This is a genomic window from Nonomuraea sp. NPDC049655, assembly GCF_044465465.1.
Taxonomy (GTDB): domain Bacteria; phylum Actinomycetota; class Actinomycetes; order Streptosporangiales; family Streptosporangiaceae; genus Nonomuraea.
Window position 1 is genome coordinate 169,536 of the sequence record NZ_JBITLS010000006.1, and the last position, 24,780, is coordinate 194,315.

At 71.3% G+C, this 24,780-nt stretch carries 28 protein-coding genes; 21 read left to right on the forward strand and 7 right to left on the reverse strand.

Features of this window, described 5'->3' with window-relative positions; all coding sequences use genetic code 11:
* Nucleotides 1-187: 187 nt before the first annotated feature.
* The 7 genes from ACIBQ6_RS20635 (at nucleotide 188) to ACIBQ6_RS20665 (ending at nucleotide 5,093) form a co-directional block, all read left to right on the forward strand.
* Complete coding sequence (locus tag ACIBQ6_RS20635) at nucleotides 188-391, forward strand: helix-turn-helix domain-containing protein (protein ID WP_026214222.1); 204 nt, start codon at nucleotides 188-190, stop codon at nucleotides 389-391.
* Between the two features lie 175 nt (nucleotides 392-566).
* On the forward strand, nucleotides 567-665 hold the full coding sequence (locus tag ACIBQ6_RS20640; RefSeq protein ID WP_018654693.1) for a 30S ribosomal protein bS22: 99 nt from the start codon (nucleotides 567-569) through the stop codon (nucleotides 663-665).
* A gap of 22 nt (nucleotides 666-687) precedes the next feature.
* Nucleotides 688-1,683: an NAD-dependent epimerase/dehydratase family protein gene (locus ACIBQ6_RS20645; protein WP_397213647.1), complete on the forward strand. Its 996-nt coding sequence runs from the start codon at nucleotides 688-690 to the stop codon at nucleotides 1,681-1,683.
* Nucleotides 1,680-2,579 (forward strand): lysophospholipid acyltransferase family protein, encoded by a 900-nt coding sequence (locus tag ACIBQ6_RS20650; RefSeq protein ID WP_387678017.1) that lies wholly within the window; start codon nucleotides 1,680-1,682, stop codon nucleotides 2,577-2,579. The genes ACIBQ6_RS20645 and ACIBQ6_RS20650 overlap by 4 nt, the downstream gene beginning before the upstream one ends.
* 72 nt (nucleotides 2,580-2,651) lie before the next feature.
* Nucleotides 2,652-3,437, forward strand: a complete 786-nt coding sequence (locus ACIBQ6_RS20655; RefSeq protein WP_397213650.1) for an SDR family NAD(P)-dependent oxidoreductase — start codon at nucleotides 2,652-2,654, stop codon at nucleotides 3,435-3,437.
* A 58-nt stretch (nucleotides 3,438-3,495) separates the two neighbouring features.
* Entirely contained in the window at nucleotides 3,496-4,077 is a 582-nt protein-coding gene (locus tag ACIBQ6_RS20660) for a sigma-70 family RNA polymerase sigma factor (protein ID WP_358290310.1), read from the forward strand.
* 2 nt (nucleotides 4,078-4,079) lie between these two features.
* Entirely contained in the window at nucleotides 4,080-5,093 is a 1,014-nt protein-coding gene (locus tag ACIBQ6_RS20665; RefSeq protein ID WP_397213652.1) for an LCP family protein, read from the forward strand.
* Nucleotides 5,094-5,176: 83 nt separating this feature from the next.
* Here ACIBQ6_RS20665 and ACIBQ6_RS20670 read toward each other — a convergent pair whose 3' ends face one another.
* The 3 genes from ACIBQ6_RS20670 to ACIBQ6_RS20680 are packed head-to-tail and all read right to left on the reverse strand — an operon-like array spanning nucleotide 5,177 to nucleotide 7,343.
* Nucleotides 5,177-6,046 carry an HAD-IB family hydrolase gene (locus ACIBQ6_RS20670; protein ID WP_358290304.1) on the reverse strand — a complete coding sequence of 290 codons (870 nt, stop codon included), beginning with the start codon at nucleotides 6,044-6,046 and terminating at the stop codon, nucleotides 5,177-5,179.
* Between the two features lie 22 nt (nucleotides 6,047-6,068).
* A complete protein-coding gene (locus ACIBQ6_RS20675) occupies nucleotides 6,069-6,719 on the reverse strand; it encodes a DUF5667 domain-containing protein (RefSeq protein WP_397213654.1) in 651 nt (216 codons plus the stop codon).
* 60 nt (nucleotides 6,720-6,779) lie between these two features.
* Nucleotides 6,780-7,343 (reverse strand): sigma-70 family RNA polymerase sigma factor, encoded by a 564-nt coding sequence (locus ACIBQ6_RS20680; protein ID WP_357966288.1) that lies wholly within the window; start codon nucleotides 7,341-7,343, stop codon nucleotides 6,780-6,782.
* Between the two features lie 288 nt (nucleotides 7,344-7,631).
* On the opposite strand from ACIBQ6_RS20680, the gene ACIBQ6_RS20685 reads away from it, so the two are divergent.
* Nucleotides 7,632-9,026 (forward strand): antibiotic biosynthesis monooxygenase, encoded by a 1,395-nt coding sequence (locus ACIBQ6_RS20685; protein ID WP_358290298.1) that lies wholly within the window; start codon nucleotides 7,632-7,634, stop codon nucleotides 9,024-9,026.
* Nucleotides 9,027-9,036: 10 nt separating this feature from the next.
* Here ACIBQ6_RS20685 and ACIBQ6_RS20690 read toward each other — a convergent pair whose 3' ends face one another.
* On the reverse strand, nucleotides 9,037-9,270 hold the full coding sequence (locus ACIBQ6_RS20690) for a glutaredoxin family protein (protein WP_352322537.1): 234 nt from the start codon (nucleotides 9,268-9,270) through the stop codon (nucleotides 9,037-9,039).
* 113 nt (nucleotides 9,271-9,383) lie between these two features.
* Between ACIBQ6_RS20690 and ACIBQ6_RS20695 the strand changes: the two genes are divergently transcribed.
* From ACIBQ6_RS20695 to hemL, 7 genes are all read left to right on the forward strand, one after another.
* A complete protein-coding gene (locus ACIBQ6_RS20695; protein ID WP_397213656.1) occupies nucleotides 9,384-10,061 on the forward strand; it encodes a redox-sensing transcriptional repressor Rex in 678 nt (225 codons plus the stop codon).
* Nucleotides 10,058-11,314, forward strand: a complete 1,257-nt coding sequence (locus ACIBQ6_RS20700; protein ID WP_358290294.1) for a glutamyl-tRNA reductase — start codon at nucleotides 10,058-10,060, stop codon at nucleotides 11,312-11,314. Before ACIBQ6_RS20695 ends, ACIBQ6_RS20700 begins: the two co-directional genes overlap by 4 nt.
* A complete protein-coding gene (gene hemC / locus ACIBQ6_RS20705; RefSeq protein ID WP_358290291.1) occupies nucleotides 11,311-12,216 on the forward strand; it encodes a hydroxymethylbilane synthase in 906 nt (301 codons plus the stop codon). Before ACIBQ6_RS20700 ends, hemC begins: the two co-directional genes overlap by 4 nt.
* A gap of 35 nt (nucleotides 12,217-12,251) precedes the next feature.
* A complete protein-coding gene (locus ACIBQ6_RS20710; RefSeq protein WP_358290288.1) occupies nucleotides 12,252-13,757 on the forward strand; it encodes a bifunctional uroporphyrinogen-III C-methyltransferase/uroporphyrinogen-III synthase in 1,506 nt (501 codons plus the stop codon).
* Entirely contained in the window at nucleotides 13,754-14,737 is a 984-nt protein-coding gene (gene hemB, locus ACIBQ6_RS20715; RefSeq protein WP_397213659.1) for a porphobilinogen synthase, read from the forward strand. The genes ACIBQ6_RS20710 and hemB overlap by 4 nt, the downstream gene beginning before the upstream one ends.
* Nucleotides 14,738-14,865: 128 nt before the next feature.
* Nucleotides 14,866-15,495: a bifunctional DNA primase/polymerase gene (locus tag ACIBQ6_RS20720; protein WP_352357287.1), complete on the forward strand. Its 630-nt coding sequence runs from the start codon at nucleotides 14,866-14,868 to the stop codon at nucleotides 15,493-15,495.
* Between the two features lie 48 nt (nucleotides 15,496-15,543).
* On the forward strand, nucleotides 15,544-16,833 hold the full coding sequence (gene hemL / locus ACIBQ6_RS20725; protein ID WP_397213660.1) for a glutamate-1-semialdehyde 2,1-aminomutase: 1,290 nt from the start codon (nucleotides 15,544-15,546) through the stop codon (nucleotides 16,831-16,833).
* Here hemL and ACIBQ6_RS20730 read toward each other — a convergent pair.
* Nucleotides 16,775-17,668 (reverse strand): EamA family transporter, encoded by an 894-nt coding sequence (locus tag ACIBQ6_RS20730; protein ID WP_397213663.1) that lies wholly within the window; start codon nucleotides 17,666-17,668, stop codon nucleotides 16,775-16,777. The genes hemL and ACIBQ6_RS20730 overlap by 59 nt on opposite strands.
* A gap of 183 nt (nucleotides 17,669-17,851) precedes the next feature.
* On the opposite strand from ACIBQ6_RS20730, the gene ACIBQ6_RS20735 reads away from it, so the two are divergent.
* On the forward strand, nucleotides 17,852-18,772 hold the full coding sequence (locus tag ACIBQ6_RS20735; protein WP_352357281.1) for a LysR family transcriptional regulator: 921 nt from the start codon (nucleotides 17,852-17,854) through the stop codon (nucleotides 18,770-18,772).
* Nucleotides 18,773-18,803: 31 nt separating this feature from the next.
* On the opposite strand, the gene ACIBQ6_RS20740 is transcribed toward ACIBQ6_RS20735, so the two are convergent.
* Nucleotides 18,804-19,664, reverse strand: coding sequence for an EamA family transporter (locus tag ACIBQ6_RS20740; protein WP_397213665.1), 861 nt, complete (start codon nucleotides 19,662-19,664; stop codon nucleotides 18,804-18,806).
* 241 nt (nucleotides 19,665-19,905) lie between these two features.
* Here ACIBQ6_RS20740 and ACIBQ6_RS20745 point away from each other — a divergent pair, with 241 nt between their 5' ends.
* The 5 genes from ACIBQ6_RS20745 to ccsA all read left to right on the forward strand — a co-directional run bounded on the left by ACIBQ6_RS20745 (nucleotide 19,906) and on the right by ccsA (nucleotide 24,405).
* On the forward strand, nucleotides 19,906-20,544 hold the full coding sequence (locus ACIBQ6_RS20745; protein WP_358290273.1) for a histidine phosphatase family protein: 639 nt from the start codon (nucleotides 19,906-19,908) through the stop codon (nucleotides 20,542-20,544).
* Between the two features lie 71 nt (nucleotides 20,545-20,615).
* Nucleotides 20,616-21,179, forward strand: a complete 564-nt coding sequence (locus ACIBQ6_RS20750) for a TlpA family protein disulfide reductase (protein WP_397213667.1) — start codon at nucleotides 20,616-20,618, stop codon at nucleotides 21,177-21,179.
* Nucleotides 21,172-21,894 carry a cytochrome c biogenesis protein CcdA gene (locus ACIBQ6_RS20755; RefSeq protein ID WP_352322524.1) on the forward strand — a complete coding sequence of 241 codons (723 nt, stop codon included), beginning with the start codon at nucleotides 21,172-21,174 and terminating at the stop codon, nucleotides 21,892-21,894. The genes ACIBQ6_RS20750 and ACIBQ6_RS20755 overlap by 8 nt, the downstream gene beginning before the upstream one ends.
* On the forward strand, nucleotides 21,894-23,456 hold the full coding sequence (locus ACIBQ6_RS20760; RefSeq protein WP_358290270.1) for a cytochrome c biogenesis protein ResB: 1,563 nt from the start codon (nucleotides 21,894-21,896) through the stop codon (nucleotides 23,454-23,456). The genes ACIBQ6_RS20755 and ACIBQ6_RS20760 overlap by 1 nt, the downstream gene beginning before the upstream one ends.
* A complete protein-coding gene (ccsA, locus tag ACIBQ6_RS20765) occupies nucleotides 23,446-24,405 on the forward strand; it encodes a cytochrome c biogenesis protein CcsA (protein WP_358290267.1) in 960 nt (319 codons plus the stop codon). Before ACIBQ6_RS20760 ends, ccsA begins: the two co-directional genes overlap by 11 nt.
* On the opposite strand, the gene ACIBQ6_RS20770 is transcribed toward ccsA, so the two are convergent.
* The gene (locus ACIBQ6_RS20770) at nucleotides 24,402-24,689 is read right to left on the reverse strand and encodes a PLDc N-terminal domain-containing protein (protein WP_352322521.1); all 288 of its coding nucleotides are present in this window, start codon (nucleotides 24,687-24,689) and stop codon (nucleotides 24,402-24,404) included. The two genes, ccsA and ACIBQ6_RS20770, sit on opposite strands and share 4 nt — an antisense overlap.
* Nucleotides 24,690-24,780 lie beyond the last annotated feature (91 nt).

The window sequence follows — 24,780 nt, forward strand, 5'->3', positions numbered from 1 at the left end:
CCAGGCGAGGTGCTCGGCCTGGCTGCTAACCAGCGACTTTACTGGTCCGGCTGACAGGTGGCTCCGCGGACTGAGAAAATAGGGGGTTTGCGCACCCGGAGTCCCGACTTACGCTGACGGCAGTACACGTGCGTGAGCAATGGCACCAGTGGGGATAACCCGGAAACACGTGCGGAAGAGGCGTCCGATGGGTGCAGGCGAAAGACCTCTCAGCGAGGTGAAGTTCCTGACCGTGGCTGAAGTCGCGACGGTCATGAGGGTGTCCAAGATGACGGTGTACCGGCTCGTCCACTCAGGGGAGCTGCCGGCCATCCGAGTTGGCCGGTCGTTCAGAGTGCCCGAGCAGGCGGTCCACGACTATCTGCGGGAGGCCTACATCGAGGCAGGTTGAAGTAGCGGCGCGCCCGAACGCGCCGTGAATTCGGTCGCGGGAGAAGCCCGGCCTGCGCACCACGAGGCCGGGCTTTCACCCCCCAAGGGGCGATCCACCCCCGATCGCCGGTAGTCTGTCACCCGGTGTGCGCTCGCACATCGATTCAGACTTGCTATCAGTACCTGGGGGTCCCGTGGGCTCTGTGATCAAGAAGCGCCGCAAGCGGATGGCCAAGAAGAAGCACCGCAAGCTGCTCAAGAAGACGCGCATCCAGCGGCGTAACAAGAAGTAACCGACGCAGCTGCGAGGCGCTGATGACCCACACCGTGCTTGTCACCGGGGTCTCGCGCCACATAGGCGCCCGGGTGGCGAGCGTTCTCGCGGCTGACCCGGAGATCAGCCGCGTCATCGGAGTGGACACCGTGCCGCCCCTCTCGCTGACGCGGGACGGCGGCATCACTCTGGGCCGGACGGAATTCGTCCGGGTCGATCTGCGCAGCCCCGACATCGCCGAGGTGATCGCGGCCGCGGACATCGACACCGTTGTGCACATGAGCCTGGTCAGCGCCCCGTCCAAGGGCGATGGCAGGGCCGCCATGAAGGAGCACAACGTCATCGGCACCATGCAACTGCTCGGTGCCTGCCAGCGGTCGTCGACCGTGCGGCGCGTGGTGGTGCGCTCCACCACCGCCGTCTACGGCTCGTCCCCGCGCGATCCCGCGGTGTTCACCGAGGACCTGGAGCCGCACGTCGGCCCGGTCCACGGCTACGCCAAGGACGCGGCGGAGGTCGAGGGCTACGTGCGCGGTTTCGCGCGCCGCCGCCCCGACGTGACGGTGTCGCTGCTGCGCTTCGCCAACTTCATGGGTCCGGGCGTCGACTCGCCGCTCACGCGGTACTTCACCCAGCCCGTCCTGCCGACGGTGTTCGGCTTCGACCCGCGGTTGCAGTTCGTCCACGAGGACGACGCGGTCGAGGTGCTGCGCAGGATGGCGAACGAAGACCACCCCGGCACGTTCAACGTGGCCGGGGCAGGCGTGTTGCTGCTGTCGCAGTGCGCGCGCCGGGCCGGGCGGGCGTCGCTGCCGCTGCTCGCGCCCGTCTTCCGCACGCTCGGCAACACCGTGCGCAGGCTCGGCCTCGTCGAGTACTCGCCCGAGCAGCTGCGGCTGATGAGCTACGGCCGGGCGGTCGACACCGCCAGGCTGGAGGCCGAGCTGGGCTGGCGGCCCAAGTACACCACCGCGGCGGCCTTCGACGACTTCGTGCGTTCACGGGGTATGCATCCGTTCGGAGGTGTGCGTCCGTGAGCGTGCCGCACGAGGAGGAAGGCCGGGTGATCCCGATCAGCGCCGCGCCGTCCTACGAGGAGCCCGATCCGCTGGCCCGGCTGCTGGCGTTCGTCCGCCGGCGCATCACCGGCGAGTACGAGGTCGACGAGTTCGGCTACGACCCCGAGCTGACCGACAAGGTGCTCCTTGAGCTGATCAGGCCGCTCTACCACCGCTGGTTCAGGGTCGAGACGGCCGAGCTGAAGAACGTGCCCGCCGAGGGCGGCGCGCTGGTGGTGGCCAACCACTCCGGCACGCTGCCGATCGACGCGCTCATGATGCAGGTCGCCCTGCACGACGAGGCGGGCCGGGCCGTCCGCCTGCTCGGGGCCGACCTGGTCTACCAGCTCCCGCTGCTCGGCCACCTGTCCCGCAAGACCGGCCACACGCTGGCCTGCCCCGAGGACGCCGACCGGCTGCTGCGCAAGGGCGAGCTGGTCGGCGTGTTCCCCGAGGGCTTCAAGGGCGTGGGCAAGCCGTTCTCCGAGCGCTACAAGCTGCAGCGGTTCGGCCGGGGCGGGTTCGTGGCCTCGGCGATCCGCGCGGGCGTGCCGATCGTGCCCACGGCCATCGTGGGGGCTGAGGAGATCTATCCGAAGATCGGCGACCTGAAGTTCCTGGCCCGCATCCTCGGCGTCCCCTACCTGCCGATCACGCCGTTCTTCCCGTTGCTCGGGCCGCTCGGGCTGGTGCCGCTGCCGTCCAAGTGGATGATCGAGTTCGGCGAGCCGATCCGCACCGACGAGTACGAGCCCGCCGCGGCCGACGACCCGATGCTGGTGTTCAACCTGACCGACCACGTGCGCGAGGTCGTCCAGCAGATGCTCAACGAGTTGCGGCTGCGCAGGGGGCCGGCCTTCCCGCCGTTCCTGTGAAGGGTGCAACCGGTCGCGTCCGGCCGGTGTTCCTGCGGGTGCAGTCATTGACACCCGAGAGGAACCTCTTCGATGGATCTCCAGCTTTCCGGCCGTGTGGCCGTCGTCACCGGCGCGTCCAAGGGCATCGGCCTGGCCGTCGCGCGCACCCTGGCGGAGGAGGGCGTGCACGTCGTGGCGGCCTCGCGGACCGCGCCCGACGCCAAGGTGACGCACGTCGCGGTGGACCTGATGGACCCGCAGGCGCCCGCCCGGGTGATCGCCCGAGCCGTCGAGGAGTTCGGCGGGGTGGACATCCTGGTCAACAACGCCGGCGGGCCGCCCCCCGGCGTGACGCTGCCCCGGATCGGGTTCATGGCGCCGGGCGACGACGACTGGCAGGCCATGTTCGAGTTCAACCTGTTCGCGGCCGTACGCATGATCCGCGCGGCCGTGCCCCTCATGGTGGAGCGCGGCGGCGGCTCGATCGTGAACATCTCCTCCGGCTCGGCCCGCCAGCCCGGGGCCATGAACGTGGACTACGGCGCGGCCAAGGCCGCCATGAACCACGTGAGCAAGGCCGTCTCGGAGGAGTACGGCCCGCAGGGCGTCCGGGTGAACACGATCTCGCCCGGCCCGGTGCTGACCGACTGGTGGACCAAGGACGGCGGCGCCGCCGACGTCATCGCCGGGATGGCCGGGGCCTCGAAGGAGGACGTCATCGCCCAGGTCGCCCCCGGCATGATGAAGCTGGCCACCGGACGCCTGGTGAGCCCGCAGGAGATCGCCGACATGGTGGCCCTGCTGGTCTCGCCGCGCTCGGGCAGCACGACCGGCGCCGACATCGCCGTGGACGGCGGGTTCCTGAAGGAGATCTGAACCCTCTTGGCGGGTTGTGGCAAGACATCCGTGACCGATTCTCCACAGAAGGGCGGAGATGATCACGCAACCCGCCACCAGGGGGGCGGACTCGGAGCTCGTGAGCGCCTCCCTGACCGAGCCGGAGGCGTTCGCCGAGCTGTTCGACCGCTACTCCGCCATGCTCTACCGGTACGTCTCCAAACGCCTCGGCCCTGAGCCCGCCGAGGACCTCGTCGGCGAGACGTTCCTCGTCGCGTTCTCCCGCCGCAAGAGCTACGACCTGTCCTGCCCCGACGCCAGGCCGTGGCTCTTCGGCATCCTCACCAAGCTCATCTCCCGCCACCACCGCAAGGAGGCGGCGCGGTACCGGGCGTTCCTGCGGTCCCCCCTCGACCAGGACGTGGAGTCGCCCGCCGACCGCGTCGCCGCGGGGGTCACGGCGCAGGCCGCCCGTCCCCGCCTGGCGGGCGCGCTGGCCGCGCTGCCCGCCAAGGACCGGGACGTCCTGCTGCTGATCGCCTGGGGCGACCTCACCTACGAAGAGGTCGCCCGGGCCCTCGGCATCCCCATCGGAACCGTGCGCTCCCGCCTCAACAGGGGCAGGCGGAAGGTGCGGGCCGCGCTCGGCGACACCAACCCCATGCTGGCGGAGGAGTGACCATGGACGACCTGCGGATGCTCCGCGACCTCGGCGGGGAACTGGAGCACGAGCCGCCCCCGACGCTCGCCCGCCAGCGCGACCGCCTGCTGCGGGAGCGCCCGCGCCGCCGATGGAACGCCTACTGGACGGCCGGCCTGGTCGCCGTGGGCACGGCCGCGGCCGTCGCGGTGCCGACCATGCTGGTCAACGGCAACATCGTGGCCGCTCCGTCGACGGGCGTGCGGCCGGTCGACATCACCGGCGCCCGTAACATCCTGGTGATCGGCTCCGACACGCGCGGCGGGCCGGGCAACGCCAAGTACGGGCCCCACCTGGCCAGGACGCCCGACAAGGGCGGCAGGCGCTCCGACACCATCCTGCTCGTGCACGTGCCCGCCGACCGCGGCCAGGCCGTCGGGGTCAGCGTGCCGCGCGACTCGATCGTGCAGATCCCGTCGTGCGGGTCCGACCCGGCGCGGAAGGACATGATCAACTCGGCGTACAACACCGGGGGAGCGGGCTGTCTGGTCAAGACGCTGGAGAAGCTCACCGACGTCCGCATCGACCACACCGTCGAGGTCGACTTCGCCGGCTTCAAGGGCATGGTGGACGCGCTCGGCGGCGTGCAGATCACGCTCAGGACGCCCGTGGACGACAAGGCGTCGAAGCTGAAACTGCCCGCGGGCAAGGTCATGCTCAACGGCGAGAGCGCCCTCGGCTACGCCCGCCTGCGCCGCTACGGCGACGGCTCGGACGTCCAGCGGATCAAGCGGCAGCAGATCCTGCTGCTGGCGATGCTGAAGAAGGCGAGGAGCACGGCCGCCGACCCGGGCCGGCTGCGCGACTTCGTCGGCGAGGTGCGCAAGTCGGTCAAGACGGACCTGAGCCTGGAGGCCATGGTCGAGCTGGCCAGGGCCACGTCCGCGACGCAGGTGGCGTTCGTCACCGTGCCCTGGAAACCGGCCCAGGACGACCCCAACCGGATCGAGTGGCGGCAGCCGGACGCCCAGAAGCTGTTCGAACGCCTGCGATGACCGGCGCCGGCGCGCGCCCGGCCGTGGACGTCAAGGAGCCGTCCACGCCGCCGGGCCGCGCCGGCGGCCTCGTCCGCGGGCGGTCAGTGGGAGCGGTAGTGCCTGCGCAGGGCGATGCCGGCCGCCACGCCGCCCGCGATCGCGCCGACCCCGGCCGCGATCGGCAGGGCGGTCATGGTGGCCTTGCGGCCGGTGCGGAAGTCTTTGACCGGCCAGTCGTGCTTCCTGGCGTGCTCGCGCAGCTCGCTGTCGGGGTTGATCGCCACCGCGCTGCCGACCAGCGACAACATCGGCAGGTCGTTGGCCGAGTCGCTGTAGGCCGTGCAGCGGGTCAGGTCGAGCCCTTCGCGGCGGGCCAGCGCGCGCACCGCCTCCGCCTTGGCCGGGCCGTGCAGCAGGTCGCCCACCAGGTGGCCGGTGTAGACGCCGCCGGCGGTCTCGGCGACCGTGCCGAGCGCGCCGGTGAGGCCGAGCCGCTGGGCGATGACCCGGGCCAGCTCGACGGGCGTGGCGGTGACGAGCCAGACGCGCTGGCCGGCGTCGAGGTGGCTCTGCGCGAGCGCGCGGGTGCCGCCCCAGATGCGGTCGGCCATGACCTCGTCGTAGATCTCCTCGCCGAGGCGGACGACGTCGTCGACCTTGGCGCCCGCGACGAAGGCGAGCGCGGTCTCCCGGGCGACCGCGATGTGCTCCGGGTTCTCGTTGCCGCGCAGCCGGAACACGGCCTGGCCGACGGCGAACTTCAGCAGATCGGATGTGGTGAACATGCCGCGCGTGGCCAGCCCGCGGGCGAAGTGGTAGATGGACGCGCCGCGCATCATGGTGTTGTCGACGTCGAAGAAGGCCGCCGCCTCCAGGTCCGGCTCGACCGGCTCGGTAGGCGCGACGGTGACCGCCGCCCGCGCCGCGGCCTCGCCGGCGGCCTCGGCCCCAACCTCGTGTCGTCGTCGCATTAGCCGCCACATGCGGTTCAGCTTACCTAGCCGGTGCCACGAGCCCCTCGATGTAGTCGAGGTAGCCGGCGGCCTGTCCCTTCTGTGCCTCGTTGAGGTGGTCCAGCATCGGCTCGACCGTCTCCCGCTGCTTCTGGGCGAACTTCTTGATCTTGGACGAGCGGGGCTGCGTACGCGTCAGCCGGCTGATCCCGGAGCGGGTGGAGTCCTCCATGTCCTTGAGCGTCTGGCCGACCAGCGGGCTGTCGGTGGACGAGCCGAGCAGGCTCGCGACCTCCTTGGCGCGGGTCTCGGCCGAGGCCAGCTCGCGCTCGCCGCGTTGGGCGTCGTCGGTGCTCAGGTGCACGAGGGTGCTCTCCGCGGCCCTCTTGAGCGGGTAGAGCGTGTCGCCCGGGACCGCCTGGTACGTGGCGAAGGACGCCACCATCATGGCCCCCGCCAGGCCGAGCGTGGCGACCTGGGACAGCAGCGGACGGCGTCGGCGGCGTACGGACGGGACGGCCGGGCCCGGCGCGCGCTCCTCGTCGGGGGTCGTCAGCAGCAGGCGGCCGGAGACCAGGTCCGCGCGCAGGCGCTCGCGGAACGCCGGCTCGGGCCCGCCGCCCAGAGACGGGCCGTGCAGCTCCGTGAGACGCTCGATGACGAGCTCCCGCCGCCTGCGCGCCCTACTCATGACAGCTCCCTGAGGGATCCAGCCGTGCCAACTGGCCTAACGAGGTGCGGGTGGGAGAGGTTACGCCAGGTCGTGCTTGAGTGCCCTGGCGAGCGTTCGAATGGCCCGAAACTGCAGCGCTTTGATCGCTCCACTCTTCTTCCCCATGATCAACGCGGTTTCCGCGAGCGAGAGGCCGTGCAGGAAGCGCAGCACCACGCATTCCTGCTGGTCGGGATTGAGATCGCGGACGGCGCGCAGCACCCGGTCGTTCATGATGGCCGTGACCACCGCGTTCTCCGGGATGTGCGCGCCTTCGAGCGGCACGTCGATCAGCTCTCCCGTCGGGATCTCCAGTCGGTAGCGGCCGGACTTGAAGTGGTCGGCCACCAGGTTCCTGGCGATGGTGACGAGCCAGGCGCCGAAGTCGCGGCCCTGCCAGGTGAAGTCGCCGATCCTGCGCAGCGCGCGCAGGAAGGTCTCGCTGGTCAGGTCCTCGGCGAGCTGGTGGGAGCCGACCCGGAAGTAGATGTAGCGGTAGACGAGGTCCACGTAGCGGTCGTAGAGCGTGCCAAAGGAGTCCGTGCATCCGTTCTTGGCGTGCAGCACCAGCGTGCGGATGTCGTCGGGCACTTCTTCGCGCACGCCAAGCTCGCCCGTCCGGGCAGGTCCAGCGACCGCTGGAGCAAGCAGCCCGGCGAACGGCCACGAATCAGGCATCCGGTATCCCTAGGGGTAAGGGGTGCGGCGTGCTCGAATACTCTAGAAATCAACTGGAAATTCCACAATCCGCGCCTGCTGGCCTGGCTACGAGTAATCGCCCTATACCGTATAGGCGCATACCCCACAGCCTGCGGCGAAGCCCCTCATGGAGCGCCTGTTTCCTCTTCGGCTACCGGCCGGGAGGCATCGTCCGGCAGCATTGGAGTCACCATGGAGATCCTCGTTGCTGTCATAGCCCTTGCCGGTGCGCTCCTCGCCGCGGTCGCGACCGGAGCCCTGATCCGCCGGCTGCGCGACGAGCCCGAGGGGTGGTTGATCGCCTGGACCGTTGCAGCTGGAGCCCTGTGCCTGTCGCTGGCCGCGATCGGCGTCGGTTACGTCCTGGGGTTCGGGCCGGTCACGTTCCGCCTCTACCAGGTGACCGGGTCGCTGCTCGCGCCGCTCTGGCTGGCCGTGGGCCTGATCCAGTTGCTGTCCGACAAGGTGCCGCCGAGGTTCCTGGCCTGGCTGTTCGGCATCGCGCTCACCGTCGTCTCCGTCGCGATCCTGACCTTCGACCCGCTCAGGTCCACCGACCTGGGCAAGTCGCTGCCGTCCGGCTCGGCCATGTGGGGGCTCATCCCGGACAAGCTGCTCATCGGCGTGCACACGATCGACGTGCTCGTCCTGCTGGCGTGCGTTGTGGTGGCCGGGCTCAAGTGGCGCGGCGGCGACGAGTACGACACCGACAACCTCCACGCGGTCCTGGTCATCGCGCCGTCGAGCATCGCCCTGGTGGGGGCCATGCGGTTCTCGGTGCCGCCGCTGTTCACCACCGCGCTGCTCGCGGTGGGCGCGGCGGCGATCTGGTACACCGTGCTGCGCCCGCTGGCGCCGTACGAGGACGACGAGGACGACCTGGAGACGCCGCACGACGACGTGGAGCGCCGGCCGGGCCGCAGGGTCGCGCCCGAGCCCGTGCCGGTGCCGGTGCCGGCCGCCGAGCCGCCTCCCGTGGCGCCCCCGCGCCGCTCGCCCGGCCTGGGCGACCTGGTGGCCGAATACCGGGCAGGCGACCAGCAGGTCGACTACGCCGCCCGGATGGGGGCCGCGCCCGACTCGGGCCCCGCGACCGGCTACATCATGAACGGCTCCCCGCCCCCGCGCATGGACACCTCCCCGCGCATGGACGCCCAGCCCTCCCGGCCCGACTACTCGATGCCCGGCACCGGCGTGGCCTACCCGGGCGCCGAGCTGTTCACCCCGTCGCAGCCCCAGCAGGCGGGCGGCAGGCCCTCGCCCAGCATCTACGGCCTGCTCACCGTCTTCACGATCATGGACGGCGCCGGCGACGCGTTCGACCGCCTGGCCGAGGCCACCGTCGAGGCCGTGCGCCGCGGCGAGCCTGACACGCTCGTCTACGCCTGCCACGCCGTCAAGTCGGCGCCCCTGCAGCGCATCGTCTACGAGCTCTACCGCGACGAGGTCGCCTACCGCGACCACCAGCGCCAGCCGCACGTCGAGCGGTTCCTCAACGAGCGTCAGGCGATGGTGCTGGCCACGAACGTCATCGAGCTCAACGTCAACGCCGCGAAGGTGGTGCCGCTGCCCACCGTCATGTTCTGACCGTCGTGTCCTAGGCGAGGGCGGCGCGCAGGCGGGCCTCGTCGACCCGCCAGAAGTCGTGCTGCACGCCGTCGATCAGCGTCACCGGGATCATCTCCCAGTACTTCTCCCTGAGCTCCTCGGAGGAGTCGATGCTGACCTCCTCCCACGGCACGCCCAGCTCTCCGGCCACCCTGGCGATGACCGCGCGGGCGTCGTCACAGAGGTGGCAGCCGGGTTTGCCGAGCAAGGTGATGCGATGCATGTCCCCAACCGTAGCGCCCCTACTTTGTGCATCGGTTCACAAAGGGATTAACCTGAAAGACGGTTCTAATCCGTTCAGCGGTCCCCACCGCCCGTTCCCTGGAGCTCCGGCACGTGAAGAGCACGTCCCAGTCCCGTGACCGCGGCATCCCCGAGGCGACGGTCGCCAGGCTTCCGTTGTACCTGCGGGCGCTGCACGGGATGGCGGAGCGCGGCGTCGCGACCGTGAGCTCGGAGGATCTGGCCGTGGCCGCGGGCGTGAACTCGGCCAAGCTCCGCAAGGATCTTTCGCACCTCGGCTCGTACGGCACCCGCGGCGTAGGCTACGAGGTGGAGTACCTCGTCTACCAGATCTCCCGCGAACTCGGCCTGACCCAGGACTGGGCGGTCGCGATCGTCGGGGTCGGCAACCTCGGCCGCGCCCTGGCGAACTACGGCGGCTTCGTCTCCAGGGGCTTCCGCGTGGCCGCGCTCTTCGACGCCGACCCCGAAGTCGTGGGCGACACCATCGCGGGGTTGAATGTGGAGCACATCGACGAACTGGAAGCCGTCATCAAGCGGCGTGGAGTCTCGATCGTGGTACTGGCGACACCGGCGGCAGCGGCGCAGGAAGTGTGCGATCGTGTTGTCGCCGTGGGCGTGACCAGCATCCTGAACTTCGCCCCAGTCGTTCTCGCCGTTCCGGACACCGTCGACGTCCGGAAGGTCGACCTGTCAATCGAACTGCAGATTCTCGCGTTCCACGAGCAACGCAAGGCTGGGGGGCCACTCATGGCGGTGGACGGTCAATGAGTGTTCTGGCGATCGGACTCAGCCACCGGACCGCTCCGGTGGCGCTTCTCGAACGCGTCTCGGTGACCGGGGACGCGCTGGTCAAGCTGCTGCACGACGTGCAGCAGGACACCAGCGTCGCGGAGGCCATGGTGATCTCGACCTGCAACAGGGTCGAGATCTACGTCACGGTCGACCGCTTCCACGCCGCGGTCACCTCGATCAGCGGGCTGCTGGCCGTCCACTCCGGCGTGCCGGCCGACGAGCTGACCCCGCATCTCTACGTGCACTACGAGGAGCGGGCCGTCGAGCACCTGTTCTCGATGGTGTGCGGCCTCGACTCCATGGCCGTCGGCGAGGGCCAGATCCTGGGCCAGGTCCGCCAGGCGCTCAAGCTCGCCCAGAAGCACGGCACGGTCGGCGCGACCCTCAACGAGCTGACGCAGCAGGCGCTGCGCGTCGGCAAGCGCGCCCACACCGACACCGGCATCGACCAGGCGGGTCCCTCGCTGGTCACGGCGGGCCTCGCGCTCGCCGGCGACCTGGCCGGGCGGCGGGCGCTGGTGGTGGGCGCGGGCTCGATGAGCTCGCTGGCCGCCGTCACGCTGCAGCGCGCCGGGGTCACCGACATCGTCGTGGCCAACCGCACGTACGAGCGGGGCGCGCGGCTGGCCGAGTCGGTCGGCGGCCGGGCCGTCGCGTTCGCCGCCGTGCGCGAGGAACTGGCGGACGCCGACATCGTGATCACCTGTACCGGCGCCGGGCGGCACGTCATCACCCCCGACATGCTGACCGGGGGCGTGTTCCTGCTCGACCTGGCGCTGCCGCACGACATCGACCCGGCCGTGCGCGAGGTGCCCGGCGTCACGCTGGTCGACCTGGAGACGATCCAGGAGTCCGGCGTCGGCTCGCGCGGCGGCGACGCCGTCGAGTCCGTGCGCGCGCTCGTGGCCGAGGAGCTGAACGCCTACCTCGACGCCGCCCGCGCCGCCCGCGTCACCCCGACCGTGGTGGCGCTGCGCAGCAAGGCGGCGGGCGTGGTGGAGTCCGAGCTGGGCCGACTGATGATGCGCATGCCCGATCTCGACGACAAGGCCAGGGACGAAATCGCCATGACCGTGCAGAGGGTCGTTGACAAACTGCTTCACGAGCCGACTGTGCGTGTCAAGCAGCTCGCCGCCGGTCCAGGGGGCGATCATTATGCGGAAGCCCTGCGTGAGTTGTTCAATCTCGATCCGAAGATGCCCGCGGCCGTGAGGGAGGTGGAGCTGTGAACCTGCGGTTGGGCACCCGCCGCAGCATGCTGGCGACCACGCAGTCCCAGATGGTGGCCGACGCCCTCACCGCGCGCACCGGGCACCCGGTCGAGCTGGTGGGCGTGACGACCTTCGGCGACGTGACCAAGGCGCACCTGGCGCAGCTCGGCGGCACCGGCGTGTTCGTCAGCGCGCTGCGCGACAAGCTGGTCGAGGGCGAGATCGACTTCGCCGTCCACTCGCTGAAGGACCTGCCGACCAAGCAGGACCCGCGCTTCACGCTGGCCGCGCTCCCCGAGCGCCACGACCACCGCGACGCGCTGATCGGCTCGCACAAGTTCGCCGACCTGCCCGCCGGGGCCAGGGTCGGCACGGGCTCGCCGCGCCGCGTCGCCATGCTGAGCGCGCTCCGCCCCGACCTGGAGTACGTCCCGATCCGCGGCAACGCCGACACGCGCATCGGCAAGATCGCCGCGGGCGAGCTCGACGCCGTCGTGCTGGCCAGCGCCGGGCTCACCAGGCTCGGCCGCGGCGGCGAGATCGCGCAGATCTTCGAGGTCGAGGAGCTGCTGCCGGCCCCCGGCCAGGGCGCGCTCGCCGTGGAGTGCCTGGCCGCGCGCACCGACCTGATCGAGACCCTGTCCGTGCTCGACGACCCGCGCACGCGCAGCGCGGTGACCGCCGAACGCGCCGTGCTGTCCGCCCTGGAAGCAGGCTGCGCCGCACCCGTGGGTGCTTTCGCGGCCGATCACGGGCACACTCTGAACCTGACCGCAGTGGTCGTCTCCATCGACGGCCGCGAAGCGGTCCGCAAGTCCGCCGCCGGTTCTCCTTCGGAGGCTGCACAGCTGGGCCGCCTCCTGGCGGCCGAGATGATCGCCGAAGGGGCCGACAGATTGATGGGGGAGCAATCCCATTGAGCTCCGATAGTCCAACCTCCGGTTTCGTCGCCTTCGTGGGGGCGGGTCCCGGTGACCCCAACCTGCTGACGCTCCGCGCCGCCGAACTTCTCGGCAAGGCGGACGCCGTCGTGCTCGACGACGAGCAGTCCGGCCCGCTGCTCAAGCACTGCCGCGAGGGCGTCGAGGTCGCCGAGGGCGACTACGTCCAGCGGGCCAAGGCCGGGCAGCTCGTGGTGCGCCTGTGCGCGGGCGACCCCATGTTGTTCTCCTCGATCGATGACGAGGTCGCGGCCTGCGTGGCGGCGGAGGTGGACTTCGAGATCGTGCCCGGCGTGCCGCCCGCGACCGCGGTGCTCACCTACGCCGGCATCCCGGCGGCCACGGCCGTGCCCGAGTTCCGCGTCGTCGACGCCGCTCAGGAGCAGGACTGGTCGTCCCACGCCGCCACCCGCGGCACGCTGGTGATCTACAACGGCATCACCGAGGCCGTCGCCATCGGCAAGGCGCTGATCGCCGGCGGCAAGCCCGACACCACGCCGGTCGCCGTCAGCAGCGGCGGCACCACCACCGAGCAGTACACCGTCGTGTCCTCGCTCGGCCGGCTGCAGGCCGACCTCAAGCACGCCGGGTTCACCGAGCCCGCGCTGATCGTGGTCGGCGAGGCCGTGGGGCAGCGCGAGCGGCTGTCGTGGTTCGAGACCAAGCCGCTGTTCGGCTGGCGGGTGCTGGTGCCGCGGACGAAGGAGCAGTCCCGCAGCCTGTCCGAGCAGCTCGTGGCCTACGGCGCGGTGCCCGAGGAGGTGCCGACCATCTCGGTCGAGCCGCCGCGCACGCCGCAGCAGATGGACCGCGCCATCAAGGGCCTGGTCACCGGCCGCTACGAGTGGGTGGCCTTCACCAGCGCCAACGCCGTCAAGGCGGTGCGCGAGAAGTTCGAGGAGTACGGGCTCGACGCGCGGGCCTTCGCCGGGCTCAAGGTGGCCGCCGTGGGCGAGGCCACCTCGCGGGCCCTGGTCGAGTTCGGCGTCAAGCCCGACCTGCTGCCCTCGGGCGAGCAGTCCTCCGAAGGGCTCGTGGCCGAGTGGCCGCCCTACGACTCGATGCTCGACCCGATCAACCGGGTGCTGCTGCCCCGGGCCGACATCTCGACCGACACGCTGGTGGCCGGGCTCACCGAGCTGGGCTGGGAGTGCGACGACGTGACGGCGTACCGGACGGTGCGCGCCGCGCCGCCGCCCGCGCCCATCCGCGAGGCGATCAAGGGCGGCGGCTTCGACGCCGTGCTGTTCACCTCGTCCTCCACCGTGCGCAACCTGGTCGGCATCGCGGGCAAGCCGCACAACGTCACCGTGATCGCGGTGATCGGGCCGCAGACGGCCAAGACGGCCGAGGAGTTCGGGCTCCGGGTCGACGTCATGTCCGACAAGCCATCCGCATCAGCCCTGGCCGCAGCGCTGGCCGAGTTCGGTGCCAAGCAGCGCCAGGCGGCCGTGGCCGCGGGTGACAGCCCGCGCAGGCCCTCCCAGAACCGCCGTGGCGCCAGGAGGAGAGCCAAGTGAGCGCCCAGTACCCCGTCGCACGTCCCCGGCGCCTGCGTCGCAGCCAGGCGCTGCGCCGGATGGTGTCGGGCACGCGGCTGCACGCCGCGGACCTGATCCTGCCGCTGTTCGTCAAGGAGGGCATCGACGCGCCGCAGCCGGTGTCGTCCATGCCGGGCGTGTTCCAGCACACCCGCGACTCGCTGCGCAAGGCGGCGCACGACGCGGCCGAGGCGGGCGTGGGCGGCCTGATCCTGTTCGGCATCCCCGCGGTCAAGGACGCGACCGGGTCGGCGGCCGACGACCCCGACGGCATCCTCCAGGTCGCGCTGCGCGAGGTGAGCGCCGAGGTCGGCGACGCCCTCGTGGTCATGGCAGACACCTGCCTCGACGAGTTCACCGACCACGGCCACTGCGGGATCCTGACCGCGTCCGGCGAGGTGGACAACGACGCCACGCTGGAGCGTTACGCCTCCATCGCGCTGGCCCAGGCCGCCGCCGGCTCCCAGATGATCGCGCCGAGCGGCATGATGGACGGCCAGGTCGGCGCCATCCGCGCCGCGCTCGACGGGGCCGGCCACGCCGACGTCCCGATCCTGTCCTACTCCGTCAAGTACGCCTCCGCCTTCTTCGGCCCGTTCCGCGAGGCCGCCGAGTGCGCGCCGCAGTTCGGCGACCGCAGCACCCACCAGCAGGACCCGGCCGGGCCGCTGGAGGAGGCGCTGCGCGAGGTCAGGCTCGACCTGGCGGAGGGCGCCGACGCCGTCATGGTCAAGCCGGCGCTGGCCTACCTCGACGTCATCACCCGGGTGCGCGACGCGGTCGACGTGCCGGTGGCGGCCTACCAGGTGAGCGGCGAGTACGCGATGGTCGAGGCGGCGGCGGCCAACGGCTGGATCGACCGCGACCGGACGATCATGGAGTCACTGGTCGCCATCAAGCGCGCCGGCGCCGACATGATCCTCACGTACTGGGCGACGGAAGTGGCGCGACAGCTCTAACCAAGGGGTTTCCCGTCAACTCCTGAGGCGTGTGCGTTAGAGTGCGATGACAAGTGCTGGTGTGTCCCGGGGTGTGCGAACGGCCCGGAGCCGGGACCTCCTCAGGCGCTGACTCGACGGGAGACACCATGGTGGGGGTACCACTGGCTCGGCGTACCAGAAAGCGGTCGCGGCCGACACGCATCGATTCCGTGCTGGAGTACGCGTCCCTGGGCTGGCCCGTGGTGCCGGGAGCCTTTCCGCTGCGGCACGGCCCGCGCGCGTGTTCGTGCGACCGCGTCGGCTGTCCCGACCCCGGCGCCCATCCGCTCTCGCCCGCCTGGCACATGCAGGCCACGACGGACACGACGCTGCTGACCCGCTGGTGGGAGAGCGAGCCGGAGGCCAACGTGATCCTGCCCACAGGGCGCGTGTTCGACGTGTTCGACGTACCGCTCGCCGCCGGCCTGTCGGCCCTCACCAGGATCGACGCCGCCGGAGCCCACCCAGGCCCGGTCGCCGCTCAAGGCGACCGGGTCTTGTTTTATGTGGCGACCCGCGGCAACCCCGAGGACGAGGACGAGTGGTGGTCCTGCCAGCTCGACTGCGACCCGGCCACCATCGACGACACGCCGGGCCTGCGCTGGCACTGCCGCGACAGCTACGTGCTCGCGCCGCCCTCCATGCTGCCCTCGGGCCAGCCGGTCTCCTGGCTCCGGCCCCCGGACGGCCGTCCGCTGCCCGACCCGCTGCGCATCCTGGAATGGCTCGCCGACTGAGCACGCCCCGCGGCGGGGGCACGGACCTGCGGGACTAACCTGGGTCGGGTGAGCCGTACACAGAACTCCGAAGGTCTTTTCACCCGCGCCAGGGAAGTGGTGCCCGGCGGCGTCAACTCGCCCGTGCGCGCGTTCGGCGCGGTGGGCGGCACGCCGCGTTTCATGGCCTCGGGCCAGGGGCCGTACATCACCGACGTCGACGGCAACCGCTACGTCGACCTGGTCTGCTCCTGGGGCCCGATGATCCTCGGCCACCGGCATCCCGCGGTCGTCGAGGCCGTCTCCGGCGCGGTCGCCCACGGCTTCTCCTACGGCACCGCCACGCCGGGCGAGGTCGAGCTGGCCGAGGAGATCGTCTCCCGGATGGCGCCGGTCGAGAAGGTGCGCCTGGTCAGCTCCGGCACCGAGGCGACGATGAGCGCGGTGCGCCTGGCGCGCGGCTTCACCGGGCGGTCCAAGGTGATCAAGTTCGCCGGCTGCTACCACGGGCACGTCGACGCCCTGCTGGCCTCGGCCGGGTCGGGAGTGGTCACGTTCGGGCTGCCGGACACCCCCGGGGTGACCGGCGCGTCGGCGGCCGACACGATCGTGCTGCCGTACAACGACATCCAGGCGGTGGCGGAGGCGTTCGCGGCCGCCGAGGTGGCCTGCGTGATCACCGAGGCGTGCCCGGCGAACATGGGCGTCGTCCCGCCGCGCGACGGGTTCAACGCCCGGCTGCGCGAGCTGTGCACGGCCAACGGCGCGCTGCTCATCGTGGACGAGGTCCTGACCGGCTTCCGCGTCTCGTCCGCCGGCTGGTACGGCCTCGACCCGGTCGACGCCGACCTGATGACGTTCGGCAAGGTCATGGGCGGCGGCCTGCCCGCGGCGGCGTTCGGCGGCCGGGCCGACGTGATGGCCTTCCTGGCTCCGGAGGGCCCGGTCTACCAGGCGGGCACCCTGTCCGGCAATCCGCTGGCGTGCGCCGCGGGCCTGGCGACCCTGCGCGCCCTCGACGCCGACGCCTACGCGCGCATCGACGCCGCGGCGCTCGCGGTGGGCGACGCGGCGGCCGACGCGCTGGCGAAGGCGGGCGTGCCCCACCGGTTGCAGCGTGCCGGCAGCCTGTTCTCGATCTTCTTCGCCGAGGGCGAGGTGCGCGACTTCGACCAGGCCAGGGCGCAGAACACGGCGGCCTTCACCGCGTTCTTCCACGCGATGCTCGACCAGGGCGTCTACCTGCCGCCGTCGGCGTACGAGGCGTGGTTCCTGTCGGCCTCGCACGACGACGAGGCGCTCAACCGGATCGCCGAGGCCCTGCCGGCAGCGGCGAAGGCGGCCGCGGCGGTTCTGTAGCCCGGCGCGGCCTGGTGCCGGCGTACAGCACGCCGGCGACGATGAGGGCCGCGGCCAGGAGCTCGGTCCAGGAGAGGGGCTCCCCGGCCACCAGCGCGGCCGACGACATGCCGAACACCGGCACCAGCAGCGTGTACGGCGCCACGGTCGAGGCGTCGTACCGGCGCAGCAGCCAGCCCCACACGCCGAACCCGCCGAGCGTCGAGACGAAGGCCACGTAGGCCAGCGACAACCAGCCCTCGGCGGGGGCCGTCAGCACGGGCGGCCCCTCGACCAGCAGCGACAGCAGCAGGAGGGGCGGCGCGGAGAACGCGCTCACCCACACCATGAACCGCAGCGAGTCCGGCGGCGCGGCCCTGCGCTGCACCACGTTGCCGAGCCCCCAGGCCGCGGCGGCGGCCACGCACAGGGCGAAGGCGCCCAGCGGGCCGGACACCCCGAAGTCGAACGCGACCAGGGCCAGGCCGCCGAAGGCGACCGCCAGGCCGAGGACGCGGCGGGCGGTGAGCCGCTCGCCGAGCAGCGTCACCGCGAACAGCACGGTGAACAACGCCTGCATCTGCAGGACGAGAGAGGTCAGTCCGGCCGGCATGCCCGCTCGCATGCCCACCAGCAACAGGCCGAACTGACCCACTCCGAGAGTGGCCGCCACCCCGGCGACCCAGCGCCACGGGACTCCCGGCCGCCCCGCGAGCAGCAGGGCGGGGAACGCCGCCAGGGTGAACCTGATCCCCGCGTACAGCAGGGGCGGGAAGTGCTTCAGGCCGACCTGCATGACGACGAAGTTGAATCCCCACACGGCCGCGAGGCCGACGGCGAGGTGGCGGGGGCTCACGCAGAGCGGGTCTTCTGGTACCGGTTGCGCTGCTCGCGAGCCTGCTCGGCGAGGACCTTCAGGTACGAGGTGGAACGGGTCTCGGGCTTCCTGCTCTTAATGATTCGCATGCATATATTTTCATCTGCTTCAGATACAAGGACAAGCGAGACTTTCTACGCTAAACCCTTTAGTCTGGCTTACATGTTGGACCTGAACCGGCTCAAGGCACTTCACGCCGTGCACGTGTACGGGTCGGTCGGCGCCGCGGCCGACGCGCTCATGGTCACCCCGTCGGCCGTCAGCCAGCAGATCGCCAAGCTGGAGCGGGAGACGGGCGCCCGGCTCATGGAGCGCAGCGGCCGGGGCGTCCGGCTGACCGACGCCGCCGGGCTGCTCGCCGAGCACGCCGAGCGCATCCTGGCCCTGGTCGAGACCGCGGAGGCGGACTTCGAGGCGCTGCGCGGCGAGGTCGTCGGCCGGCTCAGCATCGCCGCCTTCGCCACCGCGACCCGCGGCCTGATGCCCGGCGCGCTCGTCCAGCTCAAGAGGCACCACCCCGACCTGCACGTGCAGCTCTACGAGCGCGAGCCCGAGCGGGTGCTGCGCGAGGTGGCCAGGGGCGAGCTGGACCTGGGCGTGATGCAGGACTGGCTCAACCGGCCCATCGCCATGCCCGAGGGCCTGTCCAGGGCCACGCTGCTCGACGACGTGGCCGACGTCGCCATCCCCGCCGACCATCCGCTGGCCGGGCGCAGGGAGGTGGGGCTGGCCGAGCTGCACGGCGAGCGATGGATCAGCTCGTCGCCCGGCACGGTCTGCCACGACTGGCTGGTCTTCACGTTGCGCAACGCCTCGCTGGAGCCGGAGATCGCCTGTATGGCCGACGAGTACCCCACCCAGCTCGCGCTGGTCGCCGCCGGGCTCGGCTGCGCGATCGTGCCGCGCCTGGGCCGCGACTGCGTGCCCGACGGCGTGCGGCTGGTCCCGATCATGCCGCGGCAGACGCGCCGCATCTACGCGGTGTGGCGCACCGACGCGGCCCGCCGTCCCGCGATCAGGGCCACGGTCGAGGCCCTGATCGGCGTCAGCCGCGAGCAGGAGAACGCCTGGGCGGTCAGCTGAGCACCCGCCCGCGCACCCGGCCGGGCCGCGCTCAGCTGAGCGCGATCGCCACCACGCCGCCGAGGATCACGCCCGCCGCCAGCAGCCGCCGCCGCAGGTCGCCCTCGGCCAGCAGCCGCCCGCCGAGCAGCACCGCGATCAGCACGCTCACCTCGCGCGCCGGCGCCACCACGCTCACCGGCGCCATCGTGAACGCGATCAGGACCAGCAAATACGACAGGAAGATCAGGAACGCCGCCCCCACGATCCGCGACCGGTGCTCCCGCCACACGGACCCGACCAGCCGCCGCCTGGCCCCGGCGACGAACGGCGTGAGCGCCAGCGCCCGCCCGGCCTCCCCGAGGTAGTTGAGCATGATCGGCGCCACCGCGAACGCGCTGACCACCTGCGAGTCCCACACCGTGTACCCGGCGATGAACAGCCCCACGACCAGCCCCGACACCAGCCCCCGCAGGTCGCCCCGCCCGGCCGCGCCGCCGCTCATCATGAACACCCCGACCCCGACGAGCACGATCCCGGCCACGCCGGCCGGCGCCGGGTGCTCGGCCAGGAACAACACGGCGACCAGGCTGGCCAGCATCGGCCCCGTCCCGCGGGCGACGGGGTAGACCAGCGACAGGTCGCCCGCGCCGTAGCCGCGCTGGAGCAGCACGAAGTACCCCAGGTGCAGGGCCGTGCTGCCGCAGATCACCGCCAGGTCGCCCCACGACAGCCGGGCGCCCGTGACCAGCAGGAACCCGGCGAACAGCGGGCTCCACACCACCGTGGCCACGACCCCGACCAGCCAGAGGAAGACGATGCCGTCCGCCTGGGACGCCTTCTTGCTCAGCAGGTTCCAGGTGGCGTGCGCGACGGCGGCGACGAGAATGAGGACCAGCGCCCAAGGGCTCATCCGGGCGACTCCTTCCAGGGGTGACGGAGAGGAGCCTCCAGGCTTTTGTCCCGTCAGCTGTACGGCCCGGCGGGCCGCGGCGCCGCTCGGACCTGTCTTCCGGCCCTGGTTGTGTGACGGGGGAGGCGGACCGGACGCGGAACCCTAGGCGCAGTCGTCCCGACCATACCTCCGCGCGAAATGCCGGACCAGGCAGCCCCTGACTATGACCGGCATCGAAACGGATAGGCTGTGGCACACCATGGCTGAAACCACCGTCGTCCACCTTTTGCGCCACGGTGAGGTGCACAATCCCGGCGGCATCCTGTACGGCAGGCTGCCCGGCTACCACCTGTCCGACACCGGCAGGCTCATGGCCGAGACGGTCGCCAAGGCCGTCGGCGGCCGCGACATCGTCGCCGTCCACAGCTCGCCGCTCGAACGCGCGCTGGAGACCGCGGCCCCGCTCGCCGACAAGCTCGGCCTCGACGTGACCAAGGACGACCGCCTGCTCGAAGCGGCGAACATGCTGCAGGGCCGTCCGGTCGGCCAGGGCCTGGCCATCCTTCGCAACCCGCGCAACTACCGCTATTTCTGGAACCCGCTGCGCCCGTCATGGGGCGAGGCGTACCCGGCGATCGTGGCGCGCATGAAGGCGGCCGTCGACGACGCCAGGGCGGCCGCGCGCGGGCACGAGGCCGTGCTGGTCAGCCACCAGCTCCCGATCTGGACAATCAGGATGGCCGCCGAGGGCCGCCGGCTGTGGCACGACCCGCGCCGCAGGCAGTGCGCGCTGGCCAGCCTCACCACCTTCACCTTCGAGGGCGACCGCCTGGTCAGCGTCGGCTACAGCGAGCCGGCCGGGTCGCTGAGTTCGGGGCCGTCGATACCAGGGGCCTGATGTCCGGGCCATGTCTGCCCGCCGGTAGAGTTGCAAGCTCTACCGGTTGTAGTACAAGGAGATCATCCTCCGTGCGCGCGACGTCCATCTCCCTCGTTCTCCTGGCCGCGCTGGCCGCGGGCTGCGCGGCAAACCAGAGCGGGCAGCCCCAGGTGGGCGACACCCGGTTCGTCGCGGGCGACGGCAAGATGCAGGTCTTCGACGCCGCCGACCGCAAGGCGGCCCCGCCGGTCGAGGGCCCCACGCTCGACGGCGGCACGGCCTCGCTGGCCGCCCACAAGGGCAAGGTCGTGGTGATCAACTTCTGGGCCTCGTGGTGCGGCCCGTGCCGGGCCGAGGCGCCGGTGCTCAAGGAGGTCGCCGCCAAGACCAGGGGCGACGTGCAGTTCCTCGGCATCGACTTCAAGGACCGCCAGGCCGACGCCCTCGCCTTCGAGCGCACCGAGCAGACCGGCTACTCCCACATCTTCGACCAGCCCGGCAAGGTCGCGCTGTCCTTCCAGGGCACCGTGCCGCCCGCGGCGATCCCGTCCACGCTGGTCATCGACAAGCAGGGCCGCATCGCGGCCAGGGCGCTCGGGGCGGTCAAGTACACCGACCTGATGAACACGGTGACCAAGGTGCGCGATGAGTGACGTCGTCGCCTCGGGCTCGTTGCTGCTCGCGGTGCCGATCGCGCTGCTGGCCGGGGTGGTGTCGTTCCTGTCGCCGTGCGTGCTGCCGCTGGTGCCGGGCTATCTGTCGTACGTGACGGGCATGAGCGCCGACCCCAAGCGGGGGCGGCTGGTGCTCGGCACGGTGCTGTTCGTGGCCGGGTTCGCGCTGGTGTTCGTGCTCAGCGGCGCGCTGTTCGGCGGGCTCGGCTCGATCATGCTGGGCAACGCCCAGGTCATCACGCGGGTGCTCGGCGTCCTGACGATCCTGCTCGGGCTGGCCTTCCTCGGCGTGCTGCCCGGCCTGATGCGCGACGTGCGCATCCACAAGCTGCCGGCCGCGGGCCTGGCCGGCGCGCCGCTGCTCGGCGTGGTGTTCGGCCTCGGCTGGACGCCGTGCATCGGCCCCACGCTGGCCGTCGTGCTCACCCTCGGGCTCAACGAGGGCAGCGCCTCGCGCGGCGCGCTGCTGGCCGTGGCCTACGCGCTGGGCCTCGGGCTGCCGTTCGTGGCCGCCGCCCTGGCCTACAGCAAGGCCCTGCGCACGTTCCAGGCCGTGCGCCGGCACACCCGGCTGATCACCAGGATCGGCGGGGGCATGATGGTGGCCGTCGGGCTGCTGCTCGTCACCGGACTGTGGGGTGCGATGATCGCGGCCATGCAGGGGCTCATCGGCGCGTTCGAGCCGGTGATCTGATGAGCGTCGACGAGCTGGTGCGCGAGGAGCGCGAGCCGCGGCAGGCCGGGATGGGGCCGCTCGGCTGGCTCCGGTGGGGCTGGCGCACCCTCACCTCGATGAAGACCGCGCTGATCCTGCTCTTCCTGCTGGCGCTCGGCTCGATCCCGGGCTCGCTGGTGCCCCAGCGCAGCGTCGAACCCGACAAGGTGGCCCAGCTCTACCAGCAGAACCCCACCCTGGCCGAGTGGTACGACCGCTTCCAGCTCTTCGAGGTGTTCACCTCGGTCTGGTTCGCCGCCGTCTACCTGCTGCTGTTCACCTCGCTCGTCGGCTGCATCATCCCGCGCACCGCCACCTACCTGCGCGAGCTGCGCCGCAAGCCGCCCGCCGCGCCCAAGAACCTGTCCCGGCTGCCCCACTCCGACTCCTTCGAGGGCGACCTCACGGTGGAGGAGGCCGCCGGGCGGCTGCGCAAGATGCGCTTCCGCGTCGTCACCGGCGACGGCTGGGTGGCCGCCGAGAAGGGTTACCTGCGCGAGACCGGCAATCTGTTCTTCCACGTCGCGCTGATCGGCATCCTGCTCGCGGTCGGCTTCGGCTCCCTGTACGGCTACCGCGGCAACGTCCTGGTCGTCGAGGGCGACGGCTTCGCCAACACCGTGGCCGCCTACGACAGGTTCATCCCCGGCAGCCGGGTCTCGGCCGAGTCGCTCCAGCCGTTCTCGTTCGAGCTGACCGACTTCAAGGCCACCTACCAGGTCGAGGGCGACAAGAAGGGCCAGGAGCTCGACTACTCCGCCTACCTGAAGGTGCACGACGAGCCCGGCGCGCCCGCCCGCGACTACGAGCTCAAGGTCAACGACCCGCTGGAGGTCGACGGGACGCAGACGTACCTGATCGGCCACGGCTACGCGCCCGTCTTCAAGGTCACCGACGGCAAGGGCCAGGTCGCCTACGAAGGGCCCGTGGCCTGCCTGATCGACCAGAAGGCCACGCTGACCTCGTCGTGCGTCGTCAAGGCGCCCGACGCGCAGCCGTCCCAGCTCGGGTTCCTGCTGCGTTTCCTGCCCACCAGCGTGCCGCTGACCGACGGCAACTACGCCTCGGCCTTCCCCGGCGAGCTCCAGCCGCAGGTGCAGCTCCTCGGCGGTTACGTGGGCGACCTCGGCATGCGGTCGGGCAAGCCGCAGTCGGTCTACAAGATCCTGCCGGACGAGCTCGACGGCAAGGTCGTGCCCGTCGTGCGGGGATCGTTCGCGACCAAGCCGCTGTCGGTGGGGGAGTCCACCGAGCTGCCCGGCGGGGCGGGGAAGCTGGAGTTCACCGGCGTCAAGGAGTGGATCACGCTCCAGACCGCCTACGACCCCGGGCGCGTGCCCGCGCTGATCGCCGCGGCCGTCGCGGTGGTCGCCATCGCGCTGTCGTTGATGATCCGCCGCCGGCGGGTCTGGGTGCGGGTCAGGGAAGGGCGGGTCGACGTGGGCGGCCTGACCCGTACCGAGGGCTCCGCGGCGGGCTTCGCCGAGGAGTTCGCCGAGATCGTCAAGGCTCTATCAGCAGGAGAACAGCATGTCCGCTGAGCAATTGGCCGGGCTGAGCGACAATTTCGTCGTCGGCGCCGTCCTGCTCTACATCATCGCCATGGTGGGCTTCGCGATGGAGCTGGCCTTCGGAAGGGCCGTCCTGGGCAAGGCGGCCGTGAAGCGGGCCGCCCGGCAGCCCGTCACGGTCGGCGCCCCCTCCGAAGGCGACGCCGCGCCCGAGGCCGAGGCGCCCGTCGCCGATCCCGTGCCCGTCATGGCGGGCGGGGCCAGGGCCGGGCGGGTCGCGCTCGTGCTGGCCTGGATCGGGTGGGCCGCCAACCTCGGCGCCATCATCACCCGCGGCCTGGCGGTCGGCCGGTGGCCGTGGGGCAACATGTACGAGTTCGTGGTGGCCATCTGCTTCGCCGCCGTGACCGCGTTCCTGTTCACCCAGGTCCGCCAGAACGTGCGGTTCCTGGGCGCGTTCGTCATGATCGCCGCCACGCTCGGGCTCGGGTTCGCGGTCAAGGTGCTCTACACGGCGGCCGGGCCCGTGGTGCCGGCGCTGAACTCGTACTGGATCGCGATCCACGTCACCGCGGCGATCCTGGCCAGCGGGCTGTTCACGCTGGCCGGCGTGTCGGGCGTGCTGTTCCTGGTGCGCGGCGAGGGGCTGTCGCGCCTGCCCAGCCGCGACGACCTGGAGCGGGTGGCCCACCGCGCGATCGTGCTGGCCTTCCCGCTGTGGACGTTCGCCGTCATCGCCGGCGCGCTCTGGGCCGACCGCGCCTGGGGCCGCTACTGGGGCTGGGACCCCAAGGAGGTCTGGTCGTTCATCACCTGGGTGGCGTACGCGGCCTACCTGCACGCCAGGGTGACGGCCGGCTGGCGGGGCAGGGCCGCCATGATCGTGCAGCTGCTGGCGTTCGGGTGCCTGATCTTCAACCTGGTCGGCGTCAACATCTTCATCTCCGGCCTGCACAGCTACGCCGACGTCAGCGGTTAGTCCTCGCCGCGCATCCGCCGGTCGAGATCTCTCAGGAAGTCGGGGTCGTCGTCCGGGCCCTTCGGCGCGCCCGGGCCCGGCGGCACCGGCCACGGGTCGCGCTCGGCCCTGGGCCGCCCGCGCAGCATCCAGATCACGCCGCCGAGCAGCGGGACCAGCACGACGATGAGCACCCACAGCGCCTTTGGTACGTTCCTGACCTCTTCCTCGGGTGCGGTGATGACGTCGAAGAGCGAGAAGAGCCAGAAGGCCAGCAACGCCAGGCCGATCAGAACACCTGCCATGCCCGAACTGTAAGCCATCCGCGACGTGATCGTGTCGGACGATGTCCCGTTTCGGATGACTCGGGAAGATCGGCGTCGTACCGTGGAACCC